Annotated in this window: 20 protein-coding genes and 1 riboswitch; of the genes, 11 read left to right on the top strand and 9 right to left on the bottom strand. The window is 61.0% G+C overall.

Annotation, left to right across the window (positions count from 1 at the left end; genetic code table 11):
• Positions 1-106 precede the first annotated feature (106 nt).
• From GRX64_RS16850 to GRX64_RS16840, 3 genes are all read left to right on the top strand, one after another.
• Positions 107-784, top strand: a complete 678-nt coding sequence (locus tag GRX64_RS16850; RefSeq protein ID WP_166268913.1) for an NAD(P)H-binding protein — start codon at positions 107-109, stop codon at positions 782-784.
• Between the two features lie 92 nt (positions 785-876).
• Positions 877-1,587: an AzlC family ABC transporter permease gene (locus GRX64_RS16845; RefSeq protein ID WP_166269278.1), complete on the top strand. Its 711-nt coding sequence runs from the start codon at positions 877-879 to the stop codon at positions 1,585-1,587.
• Positions 1,584-1,895, top strand: a complete 312-nt coding sequence (locus GRX64_RS16840) for an AzlD family protein (RefSeq protein WP_166268912.1) — start codon at positions 1,584-1,586, stop codon at positions 1,893-1,895. Before GRX64_RS16845 ends, GRX64_RS16840 begins: the two co-directional genes overlap by 4 nt.
• Here GRX64_RS16840 and GRX64_RS16835 read toward each other — a convergent pair.
• The 9 genes from GRX64_RS16835 to GRX64_RS16795 form a co-directional block, all read right to left on the bottom strand.
• Positions 1,883-3,106 (bottom strand): MFS transporter, encoded by a 1,224-nt coding sequence (locus GRX64_RS16835; RefSeq protein ID WP_207308827.1) that lies wholly within the window; start codon positions 3,104-3,106, stop codon positions 1,883-1,885. The genes GRX64_RS16840 and GRX64_RS16835 overlap by 13 nt on opposite strands.
• Before the next feature lie 14 nt (positions 3,107-3,120).
• Positions 3,121-3,888 (bottom strand): co-chaperone DjlA, encoded by a 768-nt coding sequence (djlA, locus tag GRX64_RS16830; protein WP_166268911.1) that lies wholly within the window; start codon positions 3,886-3,888, stop codon positions 3,121-3,123.
• Positions 3,889-3,980: 92 nt separating this feature from the next.
• Entirely contained in the window at positions 3,981-7,574 is a 3,594-nt protein-coding gene (uca, locus tag GRX64_RS16825; RefSeq protein ID WP_166268910.1) for an urea carboxylase, read from the bottom strand.
• 89 nt (positions 7,575-7,663) lie between these two features.
• Entirely contained in the window at positions 7,664-8,305 is a 642-nt protein-coding gene (locus GRX64_RS16820; RefSeq protein WP_166268909.1) for an urea amidolyase associated protein UAAP2, read from the bottom strand.
• An 11-nt stretch (positions 8,306-8,316) separates the two neighbouring features.
• A complete protein-coding gene (locus GRX64_RS16815; RefSeq protein ID WP_166268908.1) occupies positions 8,317-9,060 on the bottom strand; it encodes an urea amidolyase associated protein UAAP1 in 744 nt (247 codons plus the stop codon).
• A gap of 99 nt (positions 9,061-9,159) precedes the next feature.
• On the bottom strand, positions 9,160-9,942 hold the full coding sequence (locus tag GRX64_RS16810; protein WP_166268907.1) for an ABC transporter ATP-binding protein: 783 nt from the start codon (positions 9,940-9,942) through the stop codon (positions 9,160-9,162).
• A gap of 26 nt (positions 9,943-9,968) precedes the next feature.
• Positions 9,969-10,787: an ABC transporter permease gene (locus tag GRX64_RS16805; RefSeq protein ID WP_166268906.1), complete on the bottom strand. Its 819-nt coding sequence runs from the start codon at positions 10,785-10,787 to the stop codon at positions 9,969-9,971.
• A gap of 81 nt (positions 10,788-10,868) precedes the next feature.
• Entirely contained in the window at positions 10,869-11,921 is a 1,053-nt protein-coding gene (locus tag GRX64_RS16800; RefSeq protein WP_166268905.1) for a putative urea ABC transporter substrate-binding protein, read from the bottom strand.
• 59 nt (positions 11,922-11,980) lie between these two features.
• Positions 11,981-12,083, bottom strand: a riboswitch (guanidine-I (ykkC/yxkD leader).
• Between the two features lie 239 nt (positions 12,084-12,322).
• The gene (locus tag GRX64_RS16795; protein WP_166268904.1) at positions 12,323-13,027 is read right to left on the bottom strand and encodes a winged helix-turn-helix transcriptional regulator; all 705 of its coding nucleotides are present in this window, start codon (positions 13,025-13,027) and stop codon (positions 12,323-12,325) included.
• Positions 13,028-13,189: 162 nt separating this feature from the next.
• Here GRX64_RS16795 and GRX64_RS16790 point away from each other — a divergent pair, with 162 nt between their 5' ends.
• The 8 genes from GRX64_RS16790 to GRX64_RS16755 all read left to right on the top strand — a co-directional run bounded on the left by GRX64_RS16790 (position 13,190) and on the right by GRX64_RS16755 (position 24,658).
• On the top strand, positions 13,190-13,633 hold the full coding sequence (locus GRX64_RS16790; RefSeq protein WP_207308826.1) for a nuclear transport factor 2 family protein: 444 nt from the start codon (positions 13,190-13,192) through the stop codon (positions 13,631-13,633).
• Between the two features lie 26 nt (positions 13,634-13,659).
• A complete protein-coding gene (locus GRX64_RS16785) occupies positions 13,660-14,475 on the top strand; it encodes a class I SAM-dependent methyltransferase (RefSeq protein ID WP_166268903.1) in 816 nt (271 codons plus the stop codon).
• A gap of 144 nt (positions 14,476-14,619) precedes the next feature.
• A complete protein-coding gene (locus GRX64_RS16780; RefSeq protein ID WP_235937732.1) occupies positions 14,620-15,099 on the top strand; it encodes a DUF302 domain-containing protein in 480 nt (159 codons plus the stop codon).
• Between the two features lie 203 nt (positions 15,100-15,302).
• Positions 15,303-18,170, top strand: coding sequence for an intermembrane phospholipid transport YdbH family protein (locus GRX64_RS16775; protein WP_166268902.1), 2,868 nt, complete (start codon positions 15,303-15,305; stop codon positions 18,168-18,170).
• 185 nt (positions 18,171-18,355) lie between these two features.
• A complete protein-coding gene (locus tag GRX64_RS16770; RefSeq protein ID WP_207308832.1) occupies positions 18,356-18,514 on the top strand; it encodes a YnbE family lipoprotein in 159 nt (52 codons plus the stop codon).
• A 49-nt stretch (positions 18,515-18,563) separates the two neighbouring features.
• Positions 18,564-18,908: a YdbL family probable chaperone protein gene (locus GRX64_RS16765; RefSeq protein ID WP_166268901.1), complete on the top strand. Its 345-nt coding sequence runs from the start codon at positions 18,564-18,566 to the stop codon at positions 18,906-18,908.
• Between the two features lie 212 nt (positions 18,909-19,120).
• Positions 19,121-21,316 carry a putative bifunctional diguanylate cyclase/phosphodiesterase gene (locus tag GRX64_RS16760; RefSeq protein WP_166268900.1) on the top strand — a complete coding sequence of 732 codons (2,196 nt, stop codon included), beginning with the start codon at positions 19,121-19,123 and terminating at the stop codon, positions 21,314-21,316.
• A 102-nt stretch (positions 21,317-21,418) separates the two neighbouring features.
• Positions 21,419-24,658 carry a DUF2339 domain-containing protein gene (locus GRX64_RS16755; protein WP_166268899.1) on the top strand — a complete coding sequence of 1,080 codons (3,240 nt, stop codon included), beginning with the start codon at positions 21,419-21,421 and terminating at the stop codon, positions 24,656-24,658.
• Positions 24,659-24,720: the final 62 nt, after the last annotated feature.

Genomic DNA, 24,720 nt, shown 5'->3' with positions numbered 1-24,720 from the left:
TCCTGTCTGTCGGTGCTTGAGATCGGGGAATTCTATCTCAATCCATACCCAGGGCTGCTAGGCTCAGGGTCTGTGGCCCGTATTTTTGAACAGGGAGAACCAGGCGATGAAGGTCATGTTATTAGGTGCCACCGGACTCACGGGGCGGTCAGTGTTGTCAGGACTGCTGGAGGCCAGCGAGGTGTCAAAGGTCATCGCACTGGTGCGCCGCCCCATCGACATGGAGCACGCCAAATTACAGGCGGTGGTGGTGGATTTTGATCGGCTGAATGAGCATGCGGACTGCTTTGATGTGTCTGTCGTCGTCTGCTGTCTCGGTTCCACCATCAAGGCTGCTGGCTCCATGGCCCAATTTCGGAAAGTGGATTATCAATACTGTCTGGAAGCCGCACGCATCGCACGCGCCCACGGTGCAAACGCCCTGTTGCTGATGTCCGCCATCGGGGCGTCGTCCCGATCATCGGTGTTCTATAATCGCACCAAGGGTGAACTGGAAGACGCCGTCCGCGAACTGGGTTTTGATGTGCTCTCAATCTTTCACCCCAGCCTGTTACTCGGTGACCGCCGGGAGCAGCGTTTGGCGGAATCGGCGGCCAGCGCAATGGCGCCAGTGTTGAACGGCGTATTGCTTGGGCCCCTGCGACCGTATCGGGCGATCAGGGCGGAGGCGGTGGCACAGGCGATGGTGAACGAAGTCAAAGGGATCGCAACCGCCAGCTCACCTGCGCGGGCGGTGAATGTCTGGTCTTACGATGACATTTTAGCCAAATCACACCAGGCTTGACCGGGCCAGGTTGTGGCCCATGCCGCGGGCTGCCGTGACGGCTTCGGCAATCACTTATACGCAGATTAAGGGATTACAACTAGCTTCCGATGATGCCGACGTCCTCCTATTCCTATCAGTTGCAACCCGGAATTCTCCGCTCCGAGTTTCTTCGACTCCTGCCCATCTCACTGTTTGTGGTGGCGTTCGGCGTTGCCTTCGGGTTAGCCGCCGTTCAAAAAGGTCTGGCACCACTGGAAGCAACGCTGATGAGCATGGTGGTATTTGCCGGTGCGTCCCAGTTTGCCACGATCGATATGTGGGGGGCCGACGTGGCACTGCTGCCGGTGATGGCGGTAGTGTTCGCGATTAACTCCCGTCACCTGCTGATGGGCGCCTCCCTGTACCCCATGCTCCGTGATCTTTCTCCCGGGCGCCGCTACGGCATCCTGTTGGTGTTGACCGATGCCAATTGGGCGGTGGCGGCGCAGGATTACCAAAATGGCCGACGCAATCTGGAAGTGATTCTGGGGGGCGGTTTTGCCTTGTGGGTGGCTTGGTTGATCGGCACTCTGGTGGGCGTTTATTTTGGTGGTCTGATGGAGGAGCCAAAAAGCCTGGGCCTGGATATGGTGTTGGGTTGTTTCCTGCTGTCGATGGCGCTGGGTGGCCGGCGCACGCCCCGGGTGCTGGTGGCCTGGCTGGTGTCCGGCGCCGCTTCAATGGCGGCCTACTGGTGGTTGCCGCCCCACACCCATGTGGTGGTGGGCGCACTGGCGGGGGGTGTGGTTGGTTTCCTCTGGTTGGAACGGAGGCCGGTATGAGCATTGAAACCGATACCTTTGGCATCCTCCTGATCATTGCCGTCATGGCACTGGTGACCCTGGTGACCCGGGTTGGAGGGGTCTTTCTGATGTCGTTCGTCACCATCAATCCCCGGGTGGAAGGCTTCATCAATGCGATGGCCAGCTCCGTATTGATTGCGATTCTCACGCCGATGGCGTTCGATGGTGACTGGGGGGCGAGAGTCGCCCTCGGGACGACCGCCGCACTCATGCTGGCATTTCGCAAGCCGTTGCCCGCCATCACGGCGGGCATCCTTGCGGCCGCAGGCACCCGCTACCTGATCTGAACCGGTGCTGGCGGTGCGGCCCGAGTCAGCGGTTTTTCTTCAATGGGCCAGTGCAGGGCGGCGGCCATCAGGGCCAGCCCAACCGCGAGCCACCAGATCACCTGGTATGACCCGGTCAGGTCAAAACTGAGACCGCCGAGCCAGGCGCCGAGAAAAGCACCCATCTGGTGGCTCAGCATCACGATACCGAACAGGGTCGCCAGGTACCGTGCACCAAATATGTGAGAGACCAGCCCGGACGTCAGCGGCACGGTGCCCAGCCACAACAACCCCAACGCGGAACCGAACAGCCAGGCATTCACCGGCGTCATGGGAAACGACAGCATCAGCAGAATCACCAGCGCGCGCGCCAGATAAATACCCGCCAGCACCCGTTTCATGGCAAACCGTGAACCCAGCCATCCCGCCCCGAACGAACCCACAATATTGAAAAAACCCACTAACGCCAGGGCGGTGGCACCCACTGCCGGGGACAAACCCTGATGAGTCAGGTACGAGGGCAGATGCGTGGCAATGAAGGCCACGTGAAAACCACACACAAAGAACCCACCGTTCAACAACCAGTAACTGCGTTCGCCGCTGGCCTCACGCAAGGCCTGGCTCAGTGGTTGGGTATGTTCATCCTGAGGGGCAGGCCGACCGCGTAATGGCAATGCCAGTGGCACCACCAGGGCAGCGGCTACCGCCAGCACCAACAGCGCGGTGACCCAGTCCCAACTTCCGATCAGGGCCTGAGACGCCGGCAATAGGGCAAACTGACCAATGGAGCCACCGGCGGTCGCCAGCCCCAGCCAGGTACCCCGGCTGGCCACCGGGGCACTGCGGGCCACCGCGGACAGAATGAGGGGGAAACCAGAGGCCGACACCGCCATGCCAACCAGGATGCCGGCGCCCAGGTTCAAGCCCAGAGGGGTCTGAACCAGCGCCATAGTCAGCAAACCGGCGACGTACAACACACCGCCGGTGGCAACGACCCGGCCGGTTCCCCAGCGGTCGGCGACCGCACAGAAAAACGGCGTTAAAGCGCCCCAGAGCAGATTTTGAATGGCGATGGCGAAACTGAACGTGGTATGGCTGACCGACAGGTCCCGGGTAATGGGGTCCAGGAACAGGCCAAAGGTTTGCCGCAGCCCCATATTCAGGCCCAGTATCAGCGCGCCGGCGATCAGTACGATCAGCGCTCCATGACGTCGGGTTGTGTTATCAGACACCGAACACCTCGGTTTTATTTACGGGCGTCTTTGATCACGTCATAGGCGTGGGTGATGTCGCGGGTCTTCTGCTCGGCCATTTCACGCATGCTTTCCGGCAAGCCCCGCCCGGCAAGTTTGTCGGGGTGGTTCTCGCTCATTTGCTTACGGTAGGCCCGCTTCAAATCGGTATCGGAGGCCTCTGGAGAAACGCCCAGTACTTTGTAGGCATCGTCCAGCTGCTGCGTGGTGGTTGCTCCGCCCGGTCCCGCGCCGGTATGAGTGCCGCGCAGCATCGCTTCGAGCTGTTCAACCTGGGCTTCCGGCAAGCCCAGACCGCGGGCGATGCGGACCAGCATCTCGTGCTCTTTGGGGTGGATTTTGCCATCGGCGGCCACCGCAGAGACCTGCACCTGCAGGAACATTTGCAGCAGAGCGGGCTGGCCGCGACTGACGCGACGAAAATTAGCCAGCTCGGCATCCAGGTCAAAGCCTTCGGTCTTGCCCAGCTCGAATGCGGCCTTGGCAGACTCGCGTTGGCTGCCGGACAACCGGAACTTGTCGAACAACGCCTCTGCGACGTCAATTTCATCCCGGGTGACGACTCCGTCAGCTTTGCACAAGGCACCCATGACGGCGAACATGGAATCGAGAAAACCCGACTGGATGTCCTGAAGCCCTTTCCTGAGTCTGCTCTTGAGGAAGTTGAGCACCAGTACCCCGGCGACCGCGCCCATAATAAAGCCCGGAAACCGACCAAACTGATAGCCGATCAGACCACCAATGATAATTGCGAACAGCATGCTGGTTTTCCTGAATCAATGAATGACTTGGAGACGCATCATAACCTGAACCCGGCCTTCCATGCTTGCCTGCAGGCCATTTCTACCCGGGCTCAGCCTGCCAGCACCATCAACGCTTGCCCGGCATTGATCTGTTGGCCTTCCTCACGCGCAATGGCCAACACTTCGCCGCCAGCCGGTGCGAAAATTTCAATTTCCATTTTCATCGACTCGAGAATCGCCACGACCTGACCTTCTTGCACCCGATCGCCCTGGGCAACGCACAGTTTCCAGAGACTGCCGGCCACCGGGGACTCCACCGGTGTTCCCTCCGGCAGGCCATCGCTGTCGTGTTCGGCCAGGTCCTGCTGGGATTCGAAGTTAATCTGGCCGCTGGCCACCCAGCGCTCCAGTTCCTGTTCAAAGGCTTCGTTGCGGGCGTCGGTGAAGGTCCGGATGCCGTCGTCGTTGTGCTCCAGAAAGGCCTGATAATCGTTGAGGCTGAAGGTGGTTTCCTCAATGGTCAGCGGGTAATCGCCTTTGGGGAAATCCCGGCGAATCTGTTTCAGCTCTTCCGACGACACCTGATAAAACCGGATCTGGTCGAAGAACCGCAGCAGGTTCGGCTGAGTGAATTCCGCCGTGCGCCGGTAGCGGTTCCACATTTGCAGCGTGCGGCCGACAAACTGATAACCCCCGGGGCCTTCCATGCCGTAAACGCAGAGGTACGAGCCACCGATGCCGACGGAGTTCTCGGCGGTCCAGGTCCGGGCCGGATTGTACTTGGTGGTAACCATCCGGTGGCGAGGGTCGTAGGGGGTTGCCACCGGCGCACCGAGGTACACATCGCCCAGGCCCATCACCACATAGCTGGCCTCGAAGAAAATGCGTTTGACTTCCTCGATGTCGGGCAGGCCATTGATGCGTCGGATGAACTCAATGTTGCTGGGGCACCAGGGCGCATCCTTACGCACGGACTGTTGATACTTTTCGATCGCCAGACGGCAGGCCTCGTCATCCCATGAAATGGGCAGGTGCACAATGCGCGAGGGCACTTCCAGATCAGTCTGTTGCTGTAGATGGGTTTCAGCTGCCTCCAGCCTATCGAGCAGATCGGTACGGGGCAGGCGCACCGGGTCGAAATGCACCTGCAGCGAGCGAATACCCGGGGTCAGTTCCAGAAGGCCATCCAGCGCCTGATCCTGGAGCCAGAGCATCAGCGCATGGGCGCGAAACCGCAGGCGCAGGTCCAGTTCCAGCGGCCCGTACTCGATCAGCAGGTAGCGATCCCCGGACGGCCGGTAAACCACCGGCACCCCCGCCTGTTCGGCGCTCAGGGTGCGTAATACCGGCGTTGCCGACCGGTGGCTCGACAGGTTTACATCGACTGGGGTCAGGGTGTCGATCATTGCATCCTGGGCGACCGCAAGCTGGTCGGCGTCAGCCAGGCTGACCGGCTGGAAACGGATACGGTCACCGGCCTTGAGCTGGCCCAGTTTCCAGAGATCGGCCTTGATGGTGGTCACCGGGCAGACAAAACCGCCCAGCGACGGACCATCGGGGCCGAGAATCACCGGCATGTCGCCGGTAAAATCGACCGTCCCCACAGCGTAGGCATTATCGTGAATGTTGGAGGGGTGCATGCCGGCCTCGCCGCCATCCCGACGCGCCCATTCCGGTTTGGGACCGACCAGGCGGATACCGGTTCGGCTGGAGTTGTAATGCACCTGCCAGTCGGTCGCAAAGAAAGTGTCAATGTCCTGTTCGGTGAAGAAATCCGGCGCCCCGTGGGGGCCATACACCACCCGCAGGGTCCAGTGGTCGGTCAGCTCCGGCGCCAGGCCTGCCGGCAGTTCCGTAGTGACCGGTGGGGCCGTGTCCGTCATCAGGTGCAGCACATCGCCGGTCCGGATGGCGCGACCACCATGGCCGCCAAACTGGCCCAGAGTGAAGGTGCTGCGGGAGCCCAGGTAGGGTTCGCACTGGATGCCGCTCGCCACCGCCAGGTAGGCCCGGGCGCCTTGATCCCGGGCTTTGCCCAGGGTCAGCGTCTGCCCGGCGTTAATCGAAACCGGTTGGCAGCGCTCGACGGCCTCACCATCCAGGGTGGCCCCGAGGTCGGCTCCGGTCAGCACCAGAGTGGTGCCAATGTTGAATCTCAGCGTCGGGCCATTGAGGGTGAATTCCAGCCCGGCGGCATCCGCCGCATTGCCCAGCAGCCGGTTGCCGAGCCGGAAGCTCAGGCTGTCGAACGGCCCCGAGGGTGGCACGCCTACCGGCCAGTAACCGGTGCGGCCCGGGTAGTCCTGCACCGTTGTCAGAGTGCCTCCGGCCAGCACATCCACGGTGGCGGGCCGGTACTGAAAGCCGTTGAGGTAGCGAGTGGTCATTTGGCCCCGGGCAAACACCGCGTCAGCGAGAATGGCGCGCAGATACACCCGGTTGGTTTCGATGCCCTCGATCACCGTGTCCGCCAGTGTCCGGTCCAGCGCCTGCAGCGCCGAGGCCCGGTCGTCCGCGTGCACCATGACCTTGGCCAGCATGGGGTCAAACAGTGCGGAGACCTCCACACCCGCCTCAATCCAATGGTCGATGCGTCGGCGATCGCCATCGGCGTCGGGAAACCGCACCGTGGTGAGCAGGCCCGCGCAGGGCTGGAAGTCCTTGTTGGGGTCTTCCGCATACAGGCGAGCCTGTATTGCATGGCCCTGGGGTTCCCCATGACGGTTCAGGGTCGCCAGGTCCGGCAACTCATTGGCCGCCAGGGTCACCATCCAGTCCACCAGATCGACGCCATAGACCTGTTCGGTAACCCCGTGCTCAACCTGCAGACGAGTGTTAACTTCGAGAAAATAGAACGCGTTGCTGGCCTGATCAACAATGAATTCCACCGTGCCGGCATTGCGATAGTTCACCGACGCCACCAGCCGGCGAGCGGTTTCATGCAGGGTGTGGCGGATGTCATCGGGCAGGTGGGGGGCCGGGGTTTCTTCCAGCACTTTTTGGTGGCGCCGTTGGGCGGAGCAGTCGCGTTCGCCCAGTGCCAGGGCGTTGCCCTGACCATCGCCGAAAATCTGGACCTCAATGTGACGGGCTCTCTCGATGTATTTTTCCAGGAACACGCCGTCGTTCGAGAAGTTGTTGGCGCTCAAGCGCCGAACCCCGTCCCAGGCTTTGCTGAGGACTTCATCATCCTGGCAGATTTGCATGCCAATACCGCCGCCACCGGCGGTGCTTTTCAGCATCACCGGGTAGCCAATCCGGTCGGCCGACGCCAGGGCGTCGTCAAGGTTTGCCAGCAGGCCGGTCCCCGGTAACAGCGGTACCTGGGCCTCTTCCGCCAGTTGGCGGGCGGTGTGTTTGAGGCCAAATTGCCGCATCTGATCCGGGGTCGGGCCAATAAACGCAATGCCTTCGGCGTCACAGCGTTCAACGAATTCCGGGTTTTCACTGAGAAATCCGTACCCGGGGTGCACGGCCTCAACGCCCGTCTGTTTCATGATGGCGAACAGCTTGTCCTGGTTGAGATACGTTTGCGCGGCCGACCCTTCACCCAGGCCATAGGCTTCGTCCGCCTGCCGGGTGTGAAGAGCGTCGGCGTCAGCGTCGGCATACACCGCGACGCTGGTCACGCCCAGGGTCTTCAGGGTACGGATGACACGGGTCGCGATGGCGCCGCGATTAGCGATGAGAACCTTGCTGAACATGATGGTTGTCCTGCGTGGGCGGGTCGTCCCGCCTTGACGTTATCGCAGCCAGGGTCGTCCCCGGCGCAATCGGTCAGGCTGTGCTGATCTCAGGCCGACCAGACAATGACTTCGATGGGGGTCGGGTTATAGCCGTTACACGGGTTATTGAGTTGCGGGCAATTGGAAATCAGCACGATGGTGTCCATCCGGGCGGTCAGTTCCACGTACTTGCCGGCGCCCGAGATGCCGTCTTCAAAGGTCAGCCCGCCATCGGCGGTGACCGGCACGTTCATGAAAAAGTTGATGTTGTGGGTGATGTCCCGCTTGTCGAGCCCGAATTCCTCATGGCGATTGATCGCCAGCATCCAGCTGTCCCGGCAGGCGTGCATGCAACGCTTTTCGAGGTCGTACCGCACGGTGTTGCTCTCACTCGCGCAGGCGCCGCCGAGGGTGTCGTGGCGGCCACAGGTGTCGGCAACGATCTCCAGCAACGGATTGCCACGATTGGTCATCAGCACCGTGCCGGCGGTCAGATAGACATTGCCCTGCTCGCGGATGGTGTCGGTGGCGCTGTAGCGTTCGGCCGGGTCGTGGGCGTTGTAGAACAGGGTGTCGGCGGCCTGGTTGCCTTCCAGGTCCAGGATGCGCAAGGTATCACCGGCCTTGAGGGTGCGGATGAAGTAATCACCCGCCGCAACCGTGGCCTGGAATTGCGCGTCGGCCATTGACTGAGTGCTTGCTTTAATCATGACGGCCTCCTTCAGGCTCGCTCGGCCCGGGTCGCAAACGGCGGCTCCAGGTAATACAGGCGGTTGTTTTCCAGCGCCCGGCGGTTTTCCGGCCGGTGGTTCATGCACAGGTCATCTGCCGCCAGTGGCGGCGCAGTCATCAGTTCGCAGCGCACCGGGTGGCGGGGGTAATCGGCGGCGGGGTTCAACGGATGAGGGCAGGTGTGCAAGAGCACCAGGGTGTCCATGTCGAACCGCAGGGTAACGCTGGCCCCGGCCTGGGAAGCCGCAGGATCGAAGGTCATGTTGCCGGCATCGTCGGTCATCACCTTGCTGAACAGATTCAGGTTGGCCGCCATGTCCCGTTCGGTCAGGCCGTATTTGGCCAGCTCGGTCAGGAAGCTGTCCTCACCACTGAGGTACCAGTCATTGTAGTGCTCCTGGTAGCGATGCTCGCCGTATTTTTGCAGGCAGGCGTTCGCGCTGAGGTTGCCCGAGACGGTGTCGTGCCAGCCAAAACTGTCCTCGACGATGGAGGCAAAGCAGCGGCCCATGTCGGAGTAGAGGCAGTTACCCTTGGTCAGTTTAAACGTGTGCTGGCCCTTGAGGGTATCCGGCGCGTTATAGCGCTCCAGCAGGTTTTCCGGGTTGTAGAACAGCAAGGCGGCGTTGGCGCCACCTTCCAGGTCCGTCAGCCGCAGCTGGGTGCCCCGGCGCATGCGGAACGACCAGTGATGGCCTCCGGGCATGGTGTAATCGTAGAGTAGGGTGGTCATAGATCCTCCGTTAAACGCAATGTCTGGCCGGTGCGGGTCGACGGCGCTGGTTGCTGGCTTCCGGTCTGGATGCCCTGTGTTCCCATGCGGCGCCTCGATTCACCCCAAGGCTCTCGCGGTGGTATCCACCCGGCTGGCAATGTCGTCCAGCGTACCGCGATCGTCTTTGCCGACCGGTAAGTCGTAGGTAATACGGGCGCCATAGGCACCGGGTGCCTGCAGGTCCAGGCGGTCTTTATCGAAGACCCAGAGTCGGGTGCCCAGGTAAAAGCCTTCGTCCAGATCGTGCGTGATCATGAAGACAGTCAACTGCTGCTCTTTCCATAACTTCAGCACCAGCGCGTGCATGTCCTTGCGAATACCGGGGTCCAGGGCGCCAAACGGTTCATCCAGCAATAAAATGCGGGGTTTTTTGATCAAGGCCTGGGCCAGTGCCAGCCGCTGCTGCATGCCGCCGGACAGTTCGTGCGGATATTTGTCGAGGGCATGGCCCAGCCCGACGTCCTCCAGCATTGCGCGGGCCGCCTCTTTCAACACCCGCCGCTGTTCGCCAAAGGCATGGCCGAGGAAGCGGTTGGCCGCAAGCTCGCCGGCCAGCATGACGTTACGTTCCGCCGTCAGGTGGGGCAGCACCGAATAGCGCTGAAACACGATGCCCCGGGTTTCGTCAGGTTCCGCCGGAATCGGTTTGCCATCCAGCAGCAGCTCGCCACGGCTCGGGCTCTCGGTGCCCAACAGCATTTTGAGGAAGGTGGTTTTGCCACAGCCGGAGGCGCCCACAATGGTGACGAACTCACCGGCCTCGACGCGGGCGTTGAGCCGCTCGAGCACCACTTCCTGGCCGTATTCCTTCCACAGATTTTTCAGTTCAATGGTCGCCATAGTGCGCGTGTCTCCGGGCGGTCGGGTTACTGGTTACGGTCGTGGAACCAGGGGTACCGCCACCGGGAATAGCGGTTCAGGGCAAAGTCGATCAGGAACGCCAACAGCGTTATCCAGAGCACATACGGCAAAATCACGTCCATCGACAGGTAGCGACGGACCAGGAAGATGCGGTAGCCCAGGCCTTCCGTTGCCGCAATGGCTTCCGCCGCAATCAGAAACAGCCAGGCCGACCCCAGCGACAGTCGCACCGCACTGATCAACCGGGGCATGATTTGCGGTAACACCAGGCGAAGGATGATCTGCCAGGTGTTGGCACCCAGGGTCTGCATCTTGATGATCTGCTCTTCCGGGATTTCCATCGTGCGCTGCTGTAAGTCGCGAATCAGGAACGGCGTAATGCCAATGAAGATCAGCATGATTTTCGCCAGTTGTTCCAGGCCAAAGGCAATAAACAGGATCGGCAGAATCGCCATCGGGGGCACCAGGGATATGCCGGTAATCACCGGTGACAGCCCGGCCCGCACCAGGGGAATGGTGCCATTGGCAATGCCAACGATGAGCCCGGTCAACGCTGCCAGTCCGACGCCGATGCCCAGGCGTTCCAAGCTTGCCAGGGTGTCGGCCCAGAGCAGCAGGTCGCCGGTGCGTCGGCTGGGCTCAAACGCCATGCGGGTCATGGAATCCACCATGGTGGCAGCGGCCGGCAACAGTTTGTCGTTGGGGTTGTCAGCCAGCCGGGCGCCGGACGCCATGGTGTACACAATGGCAATCAGCACAAAGGGCAGCAGGCCGTAGGCCCAACGCCCAACGGTTCCGGGTTGGCGATTGATGAGTTTCTTCATGCGCGTGTGTCCGGCTGGAGTTTGGAGCCTGCCCCGTGATGGTGGTCGGGCAGGCCTTCACCTGGTGCTCAGAGCGCCAGCTTACAGCGCGCCGTCGGCGGCCATCTGCATGTACTCCGGCGTAAACCGCAACTGCGTGTTGCTGGCGCTGCCGTAGTTGCCGGCTGGCATTTCGACACCGATGAAGTCGGCATCCGGTGCGCCCTCGCCCAGCAGGCCATGCTCAAAGGAGAACTCGGCTACGCGCTGCATGGTGTTTTTCAGCTCCGGGCTGTTAACGAAAGCAACGGCGTCCTTGGCGGCGTAGAACATACGGGTGCTGTCGAGCTGGCTTTCATAGCCGGCAAGGTCGGTGCCGGAGGCTTCGGCCAGCGCGGTGCGAACGGCCTTGGCGTCGTCGGTGTCACCCTGCATCTTTGCCATGATTTCGTACCAGGCGCCGGTGAGGGCTTTGCCCAGCTTCGGATTGGCTTCCAGGGTTTCGGTGTTCACCACCATCAGGTCGATGATCTCGCCCGGGATTTGCGACGAATCGAACACCAGATTGCTGTCTGGGGCCTTGAGGATTTCGCTCAGCAGCGGGTTCCAGGTGGCGACCGCGGTAATGTCGTCGCTGGCGAAAGCAGACACCAGATCGGCGTCGGAGGTGTTGACTACGGTGATGTCGCGCTCGCTCATGCCAACACTTTCCAGGCCACGGGCCAGCATATAATGGGACACCGACAGCTCAACCAGGTTGACGCGCTGGCCCTCAATGGCGCTGAGGTCACTCTGGCCCTTGAGTACCACACCGTCGTTGCCATCGGAGAAATCCCCGACAATCAGTGCGGTGGAGTCCACGCCGCCGGCGGCTGGGATGGTGAGGGCGTCCATGTTGGTCATCACGCAACCGTCGTATTGACCGGCGGTGTACTGGTTGATGGACTCGATGTAGTCGTTGATCTGGACAACGTTGATCTCGATGTCGTACTTGTCGGCCCACTTATCGACGATGCCAGCGTTGTCGCCGTAGCCCCAGGGCATCCAGCCAACGTAGATGGACCAGCAAACATTGAACGAGTCCTTGGCTGAAGCAACCGGAGCAATAACAAGGGAGCAGATCAGTAACAGAGCTGAATAAAACGTGCGGGTCATGGTGGACCTCCTTTGCGAACGGGGTAAGAGGAATCAAATGGCGAGCGCGCCATCGATTAACCTCCCGGGCTTTTGTCCCGCCGTGTAACCTTGCAAAGAAGGTCGACTGCTCTCGGACCAGGCATCAGCGTGTCACTGACCGGAACCCTAGCTGTCTATTGGTGTTCGTTGTGTGTTGAGTCCAGGCCGCCATTCAGGCAGGCCGCTGGCCACAGGCCATTTAATTCCTCAGGGTGATCAGAGCAAAGCCGATGCCAGATTACGCTATCGCTTGTGAATGAAGGCGTTGGGGCCGTCAGACCGCAGATGGCAACTGCTCCGGACGAATGCTTGTGACCTGAATTGGTGCAAGAACAATCGCCGGCTGTTCAGGTTGGTGCGTCCACGTCGCCCGGCCATACTCAGGCGGCGTTGACGGCGGATTCCTGACGCGGGCGGACATGGGCCAGGGTACTGATGCCCAGCCACTGGCCAACGACCCGCCGGGCCCAGCCTTTGCCATGGGCCGTCAGCCGGCCGGTCTCCAGTGCCTGCGCGGGTGACAGGTCGCCGCGCCAGATGTAGATCATGTCCATCAAGGTGGTCGACAGGTAAAGATCAACATCGACGCCGGGCGGCTGCAGGCACAACTCACTGACACCGTGTTCGTTCCGGAACCACCAGAGGCGCTTGTGTTTGGGCTGGTCAGTGAATTCAACCTGAACGATGGCGTCCCGGGTACCAAACGCTTCCGGGCGAACGCTCCGCTCCATCGCCCAGACCAGCAGGTCCAGGTTCACCTCGTGTTTTGCCAGTTCCCGGCGCGACCAGTGTTGCCCCCACACCCCCAGGGCTTCGACGATGGGGACGAACTCCTCACCGGCCGGGGTCAGGTGATAGGTCCAACTGCGCCCACTCTCGGATTTCTCCCGCCGCACGATGTGTTCGGCTTCCAGTTGTTTGAGCCGACGTGAAAGCAGTGTCGGCGATGCCAGGGGGATGCCACGCTGGAGTTCGGAAAACCGGCTGGCACCGCAGGCCAGATCCCGCAGTATGAGCGCGGTCCAGCGCTCGCAGAAGATCTCGGCCGCTTTGGCAACAGGGCAGAACTGACCGTAAGTTTTCATGCAACCTCCTGGATCGTATGAGGACATCCACTGCAGCGCGCCATGCTTTAAAAATACTACAGTTCGTGGAGTATTTCTTCCCTCCCGCACGTGGTCTCCTGAACCTGAACCCATGGTCTGCTTTAGCAAAGCGGAGCGCAGGAAAGTACAGGAGAGACCACCATGGAAACGACCCACCGATTATCCATCCGGATGATGACTTGCCTGCTGGCGGCCGGCTTGCTGTCAGCGTTGCAACCGGTAGCCGCCGAGAGCGAGCACGCCAGTGCCGACGCCGTGCTGGACCGGCATCTGCAAGCCTTCGCTGCCGACGATGTGGACGCCATTATGGCGGATTACGATGACCAGGCGGTGTTTATCACCCCCACCGGTGTGTTGGAGGGCAAGCCGCAGATCCGGGCATTGTTTGAAACGCTGGTGGCGGAGTTCTCATCACCGGACGCCACCATCACCGTGCATCAGCGGTACAGCCATGGCCCTATTGCCTACATCGTCTGGTCCGCCGACACTCCGGCGCACCGATATGAGCTGGCGACGGACACGTTGTACGTCGTGGATAACCGCATCCGCTATCAGACTTTTGCCGCCAAAAGCATTGCAAAATAAGGCTTTTGACCAGAGGAGGATTCACCATGAATGCATCATCCGAGGCCATCCATGCCCACCACCGGCCCGTCGCAGAAACTTGGGGGTCGGGGGGTGAGGCCTATGACCGAATCAGCTTTTATATTTCTGACGCCCTGAGCCATGCCGCCCAGCGGCTGAATGCCCAGCCCGGCGAACGAGTGCTGGATGTGGCAACCGGCACCGGGTGGACGGCTCGCAACGTGGCCGCCTATGGTGCGCAGGTAACGGCGGTTGATATCGCCCAGCCGCTTCTGACCGCCGCCGAGGCACTGTCCCGCCACGTCCGCCCTTCCATCGACTTTCAACTGGCGGATGCGGAACAGCTACCGTTTGAAAACCGCCGCTTTGACCGGGTGATCTCCACCTTCGGTGCGATGTTCGCGGCGAACCACCACGCGGTGGCGCGGGAACTGGGGCGGGTGTGCAAGCCCGGTGGTCGTCTGGTGATGTCGACCTGGGCATCCGAAGGCGCCGTCAAAGACTTCTTTGCCGTCATCGGCCAGTTCAGCGATGCCCCCGTACCCCAGCCTTCGCCCCTGGCCTGGGGTGACCCGACACACGTGGGCGCGCTGCTTGGCGATGACTTCGAACTGACCATTGAGGCCGGCACCAATCACAGCTACAACGACAACGTGGCGGATATCTGGGCAGCGTACCGCCGTGGCTTTGGGCCCATTCGGCAACTGGCCCAGGCACTCAGTCCCGCCAGGGCGGAAGCATTCCGGGCGGCGGTCGACGCCTACCATGCACAGTACCGGACCGACGACGGTCTTATACACATTCACCGCGACTACCGGATTATCATTGGTCAACGGCGCTGACAGGCCGGCCAGGAACGGCCTGTCGAGGGTGCATCGAATGCGTGGGGCGGGGGGTGGCCAGTCCGTAATTACAGCAATAAGGCATTGAGTTGTGCCGCAGTCCAGCTAAGCTGTGGCTATCGATGATCAGTCCGGGATAAATTCATGCGCGCACTCTCAAATGCCTTCTCAATAGCCTTCTCAATGGCCCTGATATTACTGATGTGTGTTGTGTCCACCGCCACTGCGGCAGAAAGCGGATTTATTGCCCGTAAAAGCAATCACAACGTCCCGGACACGGCGGACCGCTTGGTAGCGGTGCTGCAGGAAAATGGCATGACCGTGTTCGATCGCATTAACCATGCCGAAGCTGCCAGCGCCGTCGGTCTTGAGTTAAGACCGACCGAAGTTGTCATTTTCGGCAACCCGAAAGTTGGCACGCCGTTGATGCAGTGCAGTCAGTCGGTCGCCATCGACCTGCCGCAAAAAATCCTGGTCTGGAAAGACGAGTCCGGCCAGGTTTGGATCGCTTACAATGACCCGAAGTACCTGGCCAAGCGGCATAAAATCAAAGGCTGTGATGACGTGATCGCAAAGATCGACATGGCGTTGGGTAATTTTGCCAGGGCCGCCGCGGGGAAATAAACAACGGACTCCCGATGAGTCTGACAAGCGCCACGCCGGAACCGAGCAGTCAAACCAGCCTGTATGGACAGTCAGCCTGCCGGGCGATTGGGCCGTTTACAGCGTAACCTGAGCAGACGCTCCGCGCCGTGGTCCCGCGGCGGCCTTGTAGCACCGATCACGAGAGATCACTGGGGCATTCTGAATGGCGTCGGGGGCCGGTCATGAAGCGTTGGCGTGTTGCACTTTGGGGGCTGGTCGCCATTGCTCTGGTGATGGTCGCCGGGGCCGTCGTGTTGCGCCAGAGCTGGCACAACTGGATGCAGGCCAACGGAGTCGAGCAACTACAATGGCAAGGGCTGGCGCTGTCACTGACCGGGGCAACGGCCCGCAGTATTACCGTCCTCAAAACCCAACCGGACGGTGGCACGCTGCGAGCTCAAGGGCAGGGTGTGTCGCTGCCCTGGACCCTGGGTTGGACCGGGCTGCAACTGAACCGGCTCACCGTTGAACGCCTGACGCTTGATTGGCAGCCCCGGCCTGCCGCTAATTCCAACTCTGAACTGGACCCCGGACACGCGTCGCTCGGATGGCTATGGGCATGGCTGCCTGGATGGTCGCCGGACCCGTTGCCGCAATGGCTGCCCCTGGCGCTGGCCGTCAGCCGCTTTCAGGCCAGGTTGCCCTGTGCCTCAGGGCGCTGCGAACTGACCGGTTCGCTGGTCGTTACCCGGCAGCCGTCGTGGTTGCCACTCACTGCGGCACTTACCCTTGACCATGAAGGCCATCGGGTGCAGGTGCAGGCCGATCTCGACGGACCGGGCTCCAACGCCCTTAACCTGACGTCGGCGCTGGCGATCGACGGCAACCATTTTTTGTCCCTGCAGTCACACCTTCAACCACAACCACAACCACAACCACAACTCCAGCCACAGCCCAACGGCACCGCGTCCACTGTACGCTGGACGGGTACCGTGGCACTGCCGGATCTGCCACAAACCGATTGGCTATTGGACTGGCTCAGTCAGTGGCAAGCCCTGCCACCGCTGCCGCTGGACGGCCAGCCACAAACCGCCAGCCTGAGTGCCCAGTGGTCACTGCACGGTCCGTTGGGGCGTGAGTTTGTGGCGCAAATGTCGGGCGAACTGGCAGTAAAGGCCAACTTGCCTCAGCCCTGGCCGATACCCGGTCTGGCCACCATTCAGGGGCGTGTGGATGTGGCGTTGACGGCGGCCGGGGGGCAGTGGCTGGCGCAGACTGTGGACACCGACGTCCAGGCCCGCGAGCTCGCCGACTGGATCAATGTCTTGCCAGCAATGCTGAGGCCAAAAAGCCTCGCGCTGGTGATCCGGTCGGCGCCATCAATGCCTCAGGGGGTTGGTGATCGGCCTCTGTTGCCTTTGACACTGTCCCTGACCAGTCAGGGCGGTGCCAATGTCGCCGTCGACGCCCATCTGGCGGTGGCCACTGAGTCGCCGTGGCGGGTCCACGTCGGCGATGGCCGCGTCAGGGGCAGGCTGGCAAAGCTGAGCCTGGGCAGCCTGGTTTACAGGGGGCTGTCGGTGGATGTCCGTTTGTCAGGGCGGGCGGACAGCGAGTCGTTCACAGCGACCGTGGCGAGCAACGGGGGGTTGAAAATCGATCATATTGATCCGCCCGATTCGGCCACCGCCATGTGGCTGGACGGCGTCACCGGCACCAGCCCCGGGCTGACCGTATCCGGCCGCTTTAGCCCGCAAACGGCTTCGCTTGGGCCGGTGTCGGTGATGGGGCCGCTGGCATTGCAGGCGCGCCAGCTTCGGCACCCGGCGCTGCACACGCACGGCTGGCGGTTCCGGGGACAGCTAAAGGGAACTCTGAATCAGGCCCGCCAGCGGCTAGCGCTTAATGGCACTCTTGATGCCACTCTTGATGCCACTCTCCATGGCACTCTTAATGCTCCACTCAATGGCAATAAAGGTGCCGGTAAGGGCGCCAACCTGAGCGCCAACCCGGAGACACCCATCACGGTCGCGCTCACATACCCTCTTGGGGGCACGCTGCAGGCCAGCGGCGAGCTTCAGGCGAGTGCTCAAAAGGTGTCCAACATGCTCGCCGACACGCTGGCCATCTGGCCTGAATTGCTTACGGTTGACAGTGGTCAGCTTACGGCCCGAGGGAACCTGCGAATTCCTCCTGAAGGCCCACCGGAACTGGACGGCGAACTGGTGTTCAGCAGTGTGTCCGGGCTATACGACCGCACCGCGTGGGCCGGGCTTACCGGGCCCGTGGCGGTCACTTTCAAACAGGCAGTACTGAACCTGGCCAGCCCCGAGCTGGTGCTTCGGCAAATCAATCCCGGTCTTGCCATAGGTCCGGTGACCGTATCGGGCGCCTATGAGGCACCAATCGAGACCGCCAGCGCCGGGGAGCTGACACTCCGGCAGGCGAATGCCGGGCTGCTCGGTGGCACCGTGACCCTGGCGCCCAACCGTTGGTCGCTGGCCAGCCTGCCGGTTCAGGTCCTGCTTGATATTCAGGCGGTGTCCCTGGCGGAGCTCATGGCGGTGTACCCGGCGGAGGGCTTGTCGGGCAGCGGGCATTTGAGTGGGCAGGTGCCTGTGCTGATCGGACGCGATGGCCTGCGGGTGGAACAGGGACAACTGATGGCAGCGCATCCGGGTGGCGTGCTGTCGCTGCCCGTTGACCGCTTGAGCGCCCTGAGCGAGGGCAACCAGACCATGGAGCTGGTTACCGCTGCGATGACCAACTTCCATTATTCCGTGCTCACCAGCACGGTAAACTATCATCAGGACGGCACCCTGAAGTTGGGGCTGCATCTGGAGGGGCGTAACCCGGACCTGGCCGACAGCCCGCCACTGAACGTCAATATTGATCTGGAGGAAGATATCCCGGCATTGCTCACCAGCCTTCAGCTCAGCGGTCGGGTCAGCGAGGCGGTCACCCGGCGGGTTGAGAAAATGATGCAGCAAAAAGGTGCCGGGGCGATGACAACCGGCGACGACGCGCATAGGAATGCGGACAGTAGTAGCAATGCAGATAGTAGTAACAATGCGGACAGTAGTAACAATGATGGTGCACTGGCAAAATAGTGCTAATAATAATGGTGCTAATTGTCGTGGCGTCGGCGCTTTGGGTGCATGCCAGTGGTTAGCGGAATGACTGTGCAAACATAGCGGTTACAGGGTTACAGACAGGAGAATGCCGTATGGCAATGTCCAGATCGGGCGAATCGAGGGGTTACCCGGAGCGATGGTCGGCGGTGCTCGGCGGTGCCATGCTCATCGTGTTGATGGCTGGCTGCACGCCAACGGTCCAGATGGCGGCGCCAAAAGAGCCCATAACGGTGAATCTGAACGTCAAAATCCAGCATGAGATATACGTCAAGGTGGATAAGGAAGTCGATGAGCTGTTCAGCGAGCGCGGCCTGTTTTGATCAACCAGGCGCTATCGACTAAGCCGGGTACCTTGCTAAGGAGAATACAATGACACTATTCGCGCGAATCGGAGCCCTGGTGTTGGCGTTGAGCCTCAGCCTGCCTGCGTTGGCCATGAGTCTGGACGACGCCAAGAACAGACTCGATCAAGCCAAGCAACAAGGCATCGTCGGGGAGACCCCGACCGGTTACCTGGACGTGGTCAAACCCACGGGGCAGGCACGGGACATTGTTGAGGCCATTAATAAGGCCCGTCGTGAGGAATACGCCCGTATTGCGACCAAACACGGCATTGCGGTGTCCAAGGTGGAGGCGGTGGCAGGACAGAAAGCAATGGATCGAACGCCGTCCGGTCAGTTCATTCTGATCAACGGTGAGTGGGTGGTGAAGTAGGGCGAAATGGCCATCAACGTTACGATGTTTTTATGTTGCTCAGAGGTGTCGCCAACGTACCCAGTTGGGTGTATTTTGTTTTGTTGAACCGAAGCGTTTTGACGAGGTTTGACGAGGTTTGACGGGGTTTGTCAGATAGTGCCATGCCGAACGCTTGAATACATTAACCAATACGACTAGCCCGAGACTAGCCAATTCTTGTGGAAAACCACATGCTCAAACCTGCGACCTTTCTGAGCGATCTTGATAAGCCCGATAGCCTGATCTATTCCATGTTGATGAGGGCGCCCATCGCCATGGCGTTTGTGAATGAAGCGGGTGACGTCATTTGCATGAATGATCGTTTTCATGCGCTTGTCGGGAAGGGTGCCGCCAATGCCGGGCTTGAGCGTATCCAACAAGTATTCACCTCTATCAATACCGTCCGCTGGGCCAAACTGTGGCAGCAATTGCAAGATCAGGAGCGACTCCACACACGGGAGGTTCTGGCCGTTGCTGCCGATCAACCTCCCTCCCTTGAGTTGACTCTGATGCCGGTGTCGTCCAAAGACGAGCGGGGCGCGTTCATTTACGTTCAGGACACTGAAAGCGTTTATCAGACCGAAGGCATCAACCTGCTGCGCCAGGAAGTTCTGGAGTCGGTCGCCAGCGGTGAGTCCGTCAACAGTGTGATGGACCTGCTCTGCCGACGGGTGGAGGCGCTGGCCCCGGAAGTCGTCTGCACGGTTTTGCTGGTGGATGAAGACGGCCGTTTGCGTCATTGCGCTGCGCCTAGCATGCGCGAGGACTACGTTCAGGCCATTGACGGTTTACCGATAGGGCCGAGTGCCGGTTCCTGCGGCACCGCCGCCTGGCGGGGCGAAGTTGTGGAGGTGACGGACATCGCCCACGATCCGCTTTGGGAAAATTATCGTGAGCTGGCTTTGTCCCATGGTCTGGCGGCGTGCTGGTCAAGCCCTATCACGATGAAAAACGGTCATGTGGCGGGGACCTTTGCCTTGTATTTCCGGGAGCCACGCGGCGCCAGCCCGTTCCACCGTGAAATGGTCCAGGCCTGTCTGCATTTGTGTCTCCTGGCTTTTGAGAGTGAAGAGTCAAAACAACAGATCTATCAACTGGCCTTTTACGACCCGTTAACCGACCTGCCCAACCGCAGTCTGCTTTGGGACCGGGCCCAGCAGTCGTTAAAGCGACTGGCTCGTGAACGCCAGCCTTTGGCGGTGCTGATTCTGGACCTCGACCGGTTCAAAACGATCAACGATTCCCTGGGTCACAGCCGGGGTGACTATTTGCTAAAAACGGTCGCCAAACGCCTGGAGCAGTGCCTGCGACCCCGAGACACCCTGGCCCGTCTGGGCGGGGATGAGTTTGTTATGTTGCTGCCGGGTATGGGCAGCTCGCAGGCCATTGTTGTCGCCGAAAAATTATTGGCCAGCCTGGCCGTCCCGGTCATGGTTAACACCACGGAGGTCACACCCACGGCCAGTATTGGCATCAGCATTGCGCCTGACGACGGCACTGATTTTGATACCTTGCAGAAGCACGCGGATCTGGCCATGTACAAGGCCAAAGCCGAGGGCCGCAACACCTTCCGGTTTTTCCGGCCCCAGATGAACGACGCCGTGATCAAACGTCTGGAAATGGAAGTCGCCTTGCGAAAGGCCATTACTGAAAAACAGTTTGTTGTGTATTACCAGCCCCAGATCAACCTGAAGACGCATGAGCTGCACGGGCTGGAGGCACTGGTCCGCTGGCGACACCCGGAGCTCGGGCTGGTCTCGCCCGCATCCTTTATTCCACTGGCGGAAGAGAGTGGCCTGATCAGTCAGATTGATCAGCAGGTGCTGGAGGCCGTTTGCCAACAGCGACAGCGGTGGTCTGAGCAGGGCATTACGGTCGATTCCGTGTCAGTCAATTTGTCCGTGGCTGATTTTAAATACGCCGACGTCACCGAGAACGTCCGCCGTGTGTTGCAACGCTACCCCCTGCCACCGGAATCACTGACGCTGGAAATTACCGAAAGTCTGATGCTCAATTCCGCCGAGAACACCCTCGCCACGCTGGAGAGCCTGCGGGCGCTGGGGGTGAAATTGTCTGTCGATGACTTTGGTACCGGTTACTCCAGCCTGAGTTACCTGAAACGCTTTCCGGTCAATGAGTTGAAACTCGATCGCAGTTTCGTAAGAGATCTGTCAGACGATCCCAGTGATCGGGCACTGGCCAATGCCATCATCCACCTGGGCGACACCTTTAAATTGACCGTGGTGGCAGAAGGCGTCGAGACCCGAGAGCAACTGGATACCCTCATCGACATGGGGTGTGGGGTCGCCCAGGGCTATTATTTTGCGCACCCGATGCCGGTGGACGCCATCACCCACTGGTTGACGGACGGCCCTGAGGTCTTTTAACCGCGCCGCCTGAACATTCCCTGCCGTGAATCTCTCAATCTTGTCCATGTATCCCGCTATACTCCTCCGTTACACATTCATTTAATGACCCGGTCTGCCTATATGCCCTTCATGCAGTACGTCGTGTTTATTGTTGTTGGTGCCATTGCGCTGACCGCCATTTCCCAGTCTTTCGCGGGCTTTGTCACCGGTGGTTTACTGGGCTGGATTGCGGCAACCCTGGTGCGATTGCAGCGCCGGGTGGCGCAACAAGGCCAGCGTATCGACGCTCTGGTCAAACAACTTGCGGAGGGGGTCGGAACGGCAACCGCTGAGCCAATAAAACCGGAAGCACACGCAACCGGACCCGCCCGCCCGAAGAGCCCGGCTGACGCTACGGACAACGGACAGGCGGTGGCACCGGGCTCAGTGGCGCCAACGACGTCGGAGCCTACCGCACCGGAATCCGACACATTGTTTGAACTCGACCCCGAGCCCGCCGTGGCCGAGCCACACGCCTCACTGGCGGCGGACTCCGAGGAGCCGGCAGAGCAGGCTCAAGCCCAGGCCTGGCGGACGGGTGGCCCAGGCGGCGGCAGTAACTGGCTGGCGCCACTACTGGCCAGGGCGCAGCAGTGGGTGGTCGGTTATTTCACCGGCGGCAACCTGATGGTGCGCGTCGGCATTGTGATTCTGTTCTTTGGGATCGGCTTCCTGCTGAAGTACGCGGCGGAAAAAGTGGTGGTGCCGGTAGAACTGCGCTACGTCGGCATTCTGGCGGCGGCCCTGGTGATGCTGGTGCTCGGTTGGCGCCTGCGGCGTAACAATGCGGGCTATGCACTTGCCCTGCAGGGCGGTGCCTTGGGGGTGTTGTACCTCGTCATCTTCTTCGCCCTTCAGTTACACCAGTTGCTCAGCCCCTCAATGGCGTTTGGTTTGCTGCTGGTTGTGGCCGCCATGACCGCAACGCTGGCGGTGTTGCAAAACGCGGTCTGGCTGGCGGCAGTGGGTGTGACCGGTGGGTTCCTGGCGCCGGTATTGGCATCGTCAGGTTCCGGCGCCTACATCGGTCTGTTTTCCTACTATCTGGTACTCAATGTCCTGATCGCGTTCATTGCATTTTATCGCAGTTGGCGTCTGCTCAACTGGCTGGGGTTCGTGTTTACGTTTGGTATTGGCACGCTGTGGGGGGCGCAGTCGTACCAGGCCGCGTTCTTCAACACGACTGAGCCGTTTCTGGTGAGTTTCTTCCTGCTGTACGTGCTGATTGCGCTGTTGTTTGCCATGAAACAACCGCCGCAGCTCAAGGGACTGGTCGATGGCACCCTGGTGTTCGGCACGCCGGTCGCCTTCATGGGGCTGCAGTCGCAACTGTTGGAGGGCTTCAGCGCCATCCCCCACCTAATGGCCTGGACCAGCGCATTGGTCGGCTTGCTGTACCTGGGACTGGCTGGTTTTGTGCGCAAGCGGGCCGGTCTGGCGCTGCTCGGTGAAGCCTACGTTGCGCTCGCGGTGGCCTTCCTGACGCTGGCCATTCCGCTGGGCTTCGATGGCCGGGTGACCTCAGCCGTGTGGGCGGCCGAGGGTGCGGCATTGATTTGGGTGGGCCTGCGGCAAGCGCATCTGTTACCGCGCTTGAGCGGGTTGGCGCTGATTTTTGTGGCGGGCTACTTCTACTGGGATGAGCCAGCGGCCGAGTGGCCGACCACCTTCCTGATCAATGCCGATTTCATCGGCGCGCTGCTGCTGGCGGCTGCGGCGCTGTATGCCTCGCGCCTGTATCGGGCATTGTCTGCGGCGCCTGCGTCAGCGTCTGCTTCACCGCGGCCAACGTTTTCCGCCTATTTCTCGGTACTGGAGCGTCGTTTCGGGGCGACGCTGTTGCTGGTGTGGGGCTACGTCTGGTGGTTGGGCGGTGGGTTGCGTGAAATCCAGCACCACTTCAGCGGTGTGGCAGAACTGGCACTGGCGGAGCTGTTAGTGGTAATCACCGGCGTCGCCTGCTGGCTGTTAGCCGCGCGCACCCGGTCGCTACCGCCGTTTGTACTTGGGCTGTTGACCGCGGTGCTGGGGTTGGCGGTGCTGGTGTTGCAGCACCATTTCAGTCTGTATCAGACTATATGGCTCAACCTCAACGCCGGCTCTGCCGCGTTGCTGGTGGCATTGTATTTATGGATGGCGGTGTTTGCCTGGCGCCAGCGTTTGTTCGAGGCCACCACCTGGGCGCCCCTGATTCAGCGCGGGTTGTTGTGGGCGGCCGTCGTGGTGGCGCTTGGCTTTGGTGTGGGTGAAATCGGGCACTACGTGGCGCCGGATTATCAGGTCACAAGTTACCTGTTGTACGCCTTGGTGGTGCTGCTGCCATTGATCGGATTGCATCACCGGTTGTGCTGGCCATCGCTAACCCAGCCGGTGTTGGTGCTGTTACCGGTGCTGGCGCTGACGCTGTTCAGTTGCGTGGCGCGGGATGAGGCGTTGTCCGCGTTCTATGGCTGGCTGGTTTTCCCTCTCGCCATGATCGGCTGGTACGGTGCCCTCAAGTATCTTGAGCGGGTGCCGTCGTACCCTTTGGGGTATCTGCATTTGGCCACGGCGCTGTTGCTGGTGGCGGCATTCGGGTGGGAGGTCAGCCACTGGCTGCAACCCCAGGGCCGGGCGCCGCTGAGCCTCTGGGCCATGTCCGCCTGGGGCTTCACGCTTGCCCTGGCATGTGTGGTGGTGCGCCAGGTACGTCAACTGGCCTGGCCCATGCGCTGCCATGCGTACGAAATGACCACGCTGTTGCCCCGCACCCTGCTGGGGGTGCTGGCGGCCTGGGTGGTGGTCAGCAATCTTCAGGCGCCCGGGGCGGTGGGTGCCGTGCCCTACGTGCCGCTGCTCAACGTGTTGGACATGGTCAATCTGGCGGCGTTGGGTCTGGTGTTCCTGGGGCTGCATCGACACGACGTCGGCTTTATTCCGAACCTGCAGCTCAGGTACATCCTGCCTGGCGCGCTGGCGTTTTTATGGGCCAACGCCGCCTTGTTGCGGGCCTTCCATTTCTCGCTGGGGGTACCGTTCCAGATTGAACCCATGGCCCGCTCCTTCGCGGTGCAGAGCGGCGTCAGTATTCTGTGGAGTGCGATGGGCCTGGTCACCATGCTGCTGGCCACCCGGCTGTCGTGGCGAACGCTCTGGCTGGTGGGCGGCGCCTTGATGGCGGTGGTGGTATTGAAACTGTTTACCGTGGACATGGCCGGTACCGGCACCATCGCCCGTATTATTGCGTTCCTGACCGTGGGCGCCTTGCTGCTCGTAGTCGGCTACTTTGCGCCGGTGCCGCCGAAGGTCGCCAGCGACAAAGGTGAACCGTCGGCAGGCTGACGTCTGAGCGCCTGGCAGCGATTGCGGCGCTGGCCAGAAAGGGGCGGGCGTTGGTTTCCATA

The sequence above is a fragment of the Marinobacter caseinilyticus genome, assembly GCF_011074955.1.
Classification (GTDB): Bacteria; Pseudomonadota; Gammaproteobacteria; order Pseudomonadales; family Oleiphilaceae; genus Marinobacter; species Marinobacter caseinilyticus.
This window is presented reverse-complemented; position numbering and strand designations above follow the sequence as displayed.

Bases quoted from the DNA above. Each gene is read 5' to 3' on its own strand.
- GRX64_RS16840 (WP_166268912.1), top strand. From the start codon at position 1,584: ATGAGCATTGAAACCGATACCTTTGGCATCCTCCTGATCATTGCCGTC.
- GRX64_RS16790 (WP_207308826.1), top strand. From the start codon at position 13,190: ATGGAAACGACCCACCGATTATCCATCCGGATGATGACTTGCCTGCTG.
- GRX64_RS16765 (WP_166268901.1), top strand. From the start codon at position 18,564: ATGACACTATTCGCGCGAATCGGAGCCCTGGTGTTGGCGTTGAGCCTC.
- GRX64_RS16760 (WP_166268900.1), top strand. From the start codon at position 19,121: ATGCTCAAACCTGCGACCTTTCTGAGCGATCTTGATAAGCCCGATAGC.
- GRX64_RS16815 (WP_166268908.1), bottom strand. From the start codon at position 9,060: ATGACCACCCTACTCTACGATTACACCATGCCCGGAGGCCATCACTGG.
- GRX64_RS16755 (WP_166268899.1), top strand. From the start codon at position 21,419: ATGCCCTTCATGCAGTACGTCGTGTTTATTGTTGTTGGTGCCATTGCG.
- GRX64_RS16845 (WP_166269278.1), top strand. From the start codon at position 877: ATGCCGACGTCCTCCTATTCCTATCAGTTGCAACCCGGAATTCTCCGC.
- uca (WP_166268910.1), bottom strand. From the start codon at position 7,574: ATGTTCAGCAAGGTTCTCATCGCTAATCGCGGCGCCATCGCGACCCGT.
- djlA (WP_166268911.1), bottom strand. From the start codon at position 3,888: ATGCTGTTCGCAATTATCATTGGTGGTCTGATCGGCTATCAGTTTGGT.
- GRX64_RS16810 (WP_166268907.1), bottom strand. From the start codon at position 9,942: ATGGCGACCATTGAACTGAAAAATCTGTGGAAGGAATACGGCCAGGAA.
- GRX64_RS16795 (WP_166268904.1), bottom strand. From the start codon at position 13,027: ATGAAAACTTACGGTCAGTTCTGCCCTGTTGCCAAAGCGGCCGAGATC.
- GRX64_RS16850 (WP_166268913.1), top strand. From the start codon at position 107: ATGAAGGTCATGTTATTAGGTGCCACCGGACTCACGGGGCGGTCAGTG.
- GRX64_RS16785 (WP_166268903.1), top strand. From the start codon at position 13,660: ATGAATGCATCATCCGAGGCCATCCATGCCCACCACCGGCCCGTCGCA.
- GRX64_RS16800 (WP_166268905.1), bottom strand. From the start codon at position 11,921: ATGACCCGCACGTTTTATTCAGCTCTGTTACTGATCTGCTCCCTTGTT.
- GRX64_RS16780 (WP_235937732.1), top strand. From the start codon at position 14,620: ATGCGCGCACTCTCAAATGCCTTCTCAATAGCCTTCTCAATGGCCCTG.
- GRX64_RS16770 (WP_207308832.1), top strand. From the start codon at position 18,356: ATGCTCATCGTGTTGATGGCTGGCTGCACGCCAACGGTCCAGATGGCG.
- GRX64_RS16775 (WP_166268902.1), top strand. From the start codon at position 15,303: ATGAAGCGTTGGCGTGTTGCACTTTGGGGGCTGGTCGCCATTGCTCTG.
- GRX64_RS16805 (WP_166268906.1), bottom strand. From the start codon at position 10,787: ATGAAGAAACTCATCAATCGCCAACCCGGAACCGTTGGGCGTTGGGCC.
- GRX64_RS16820 (WP_166268909.1), bottom strand. From the start codon at position 8,305: ATGATTAAAGCAAGCACTCAGTCAATGGCCGACGCGCAATTCCAGGCC.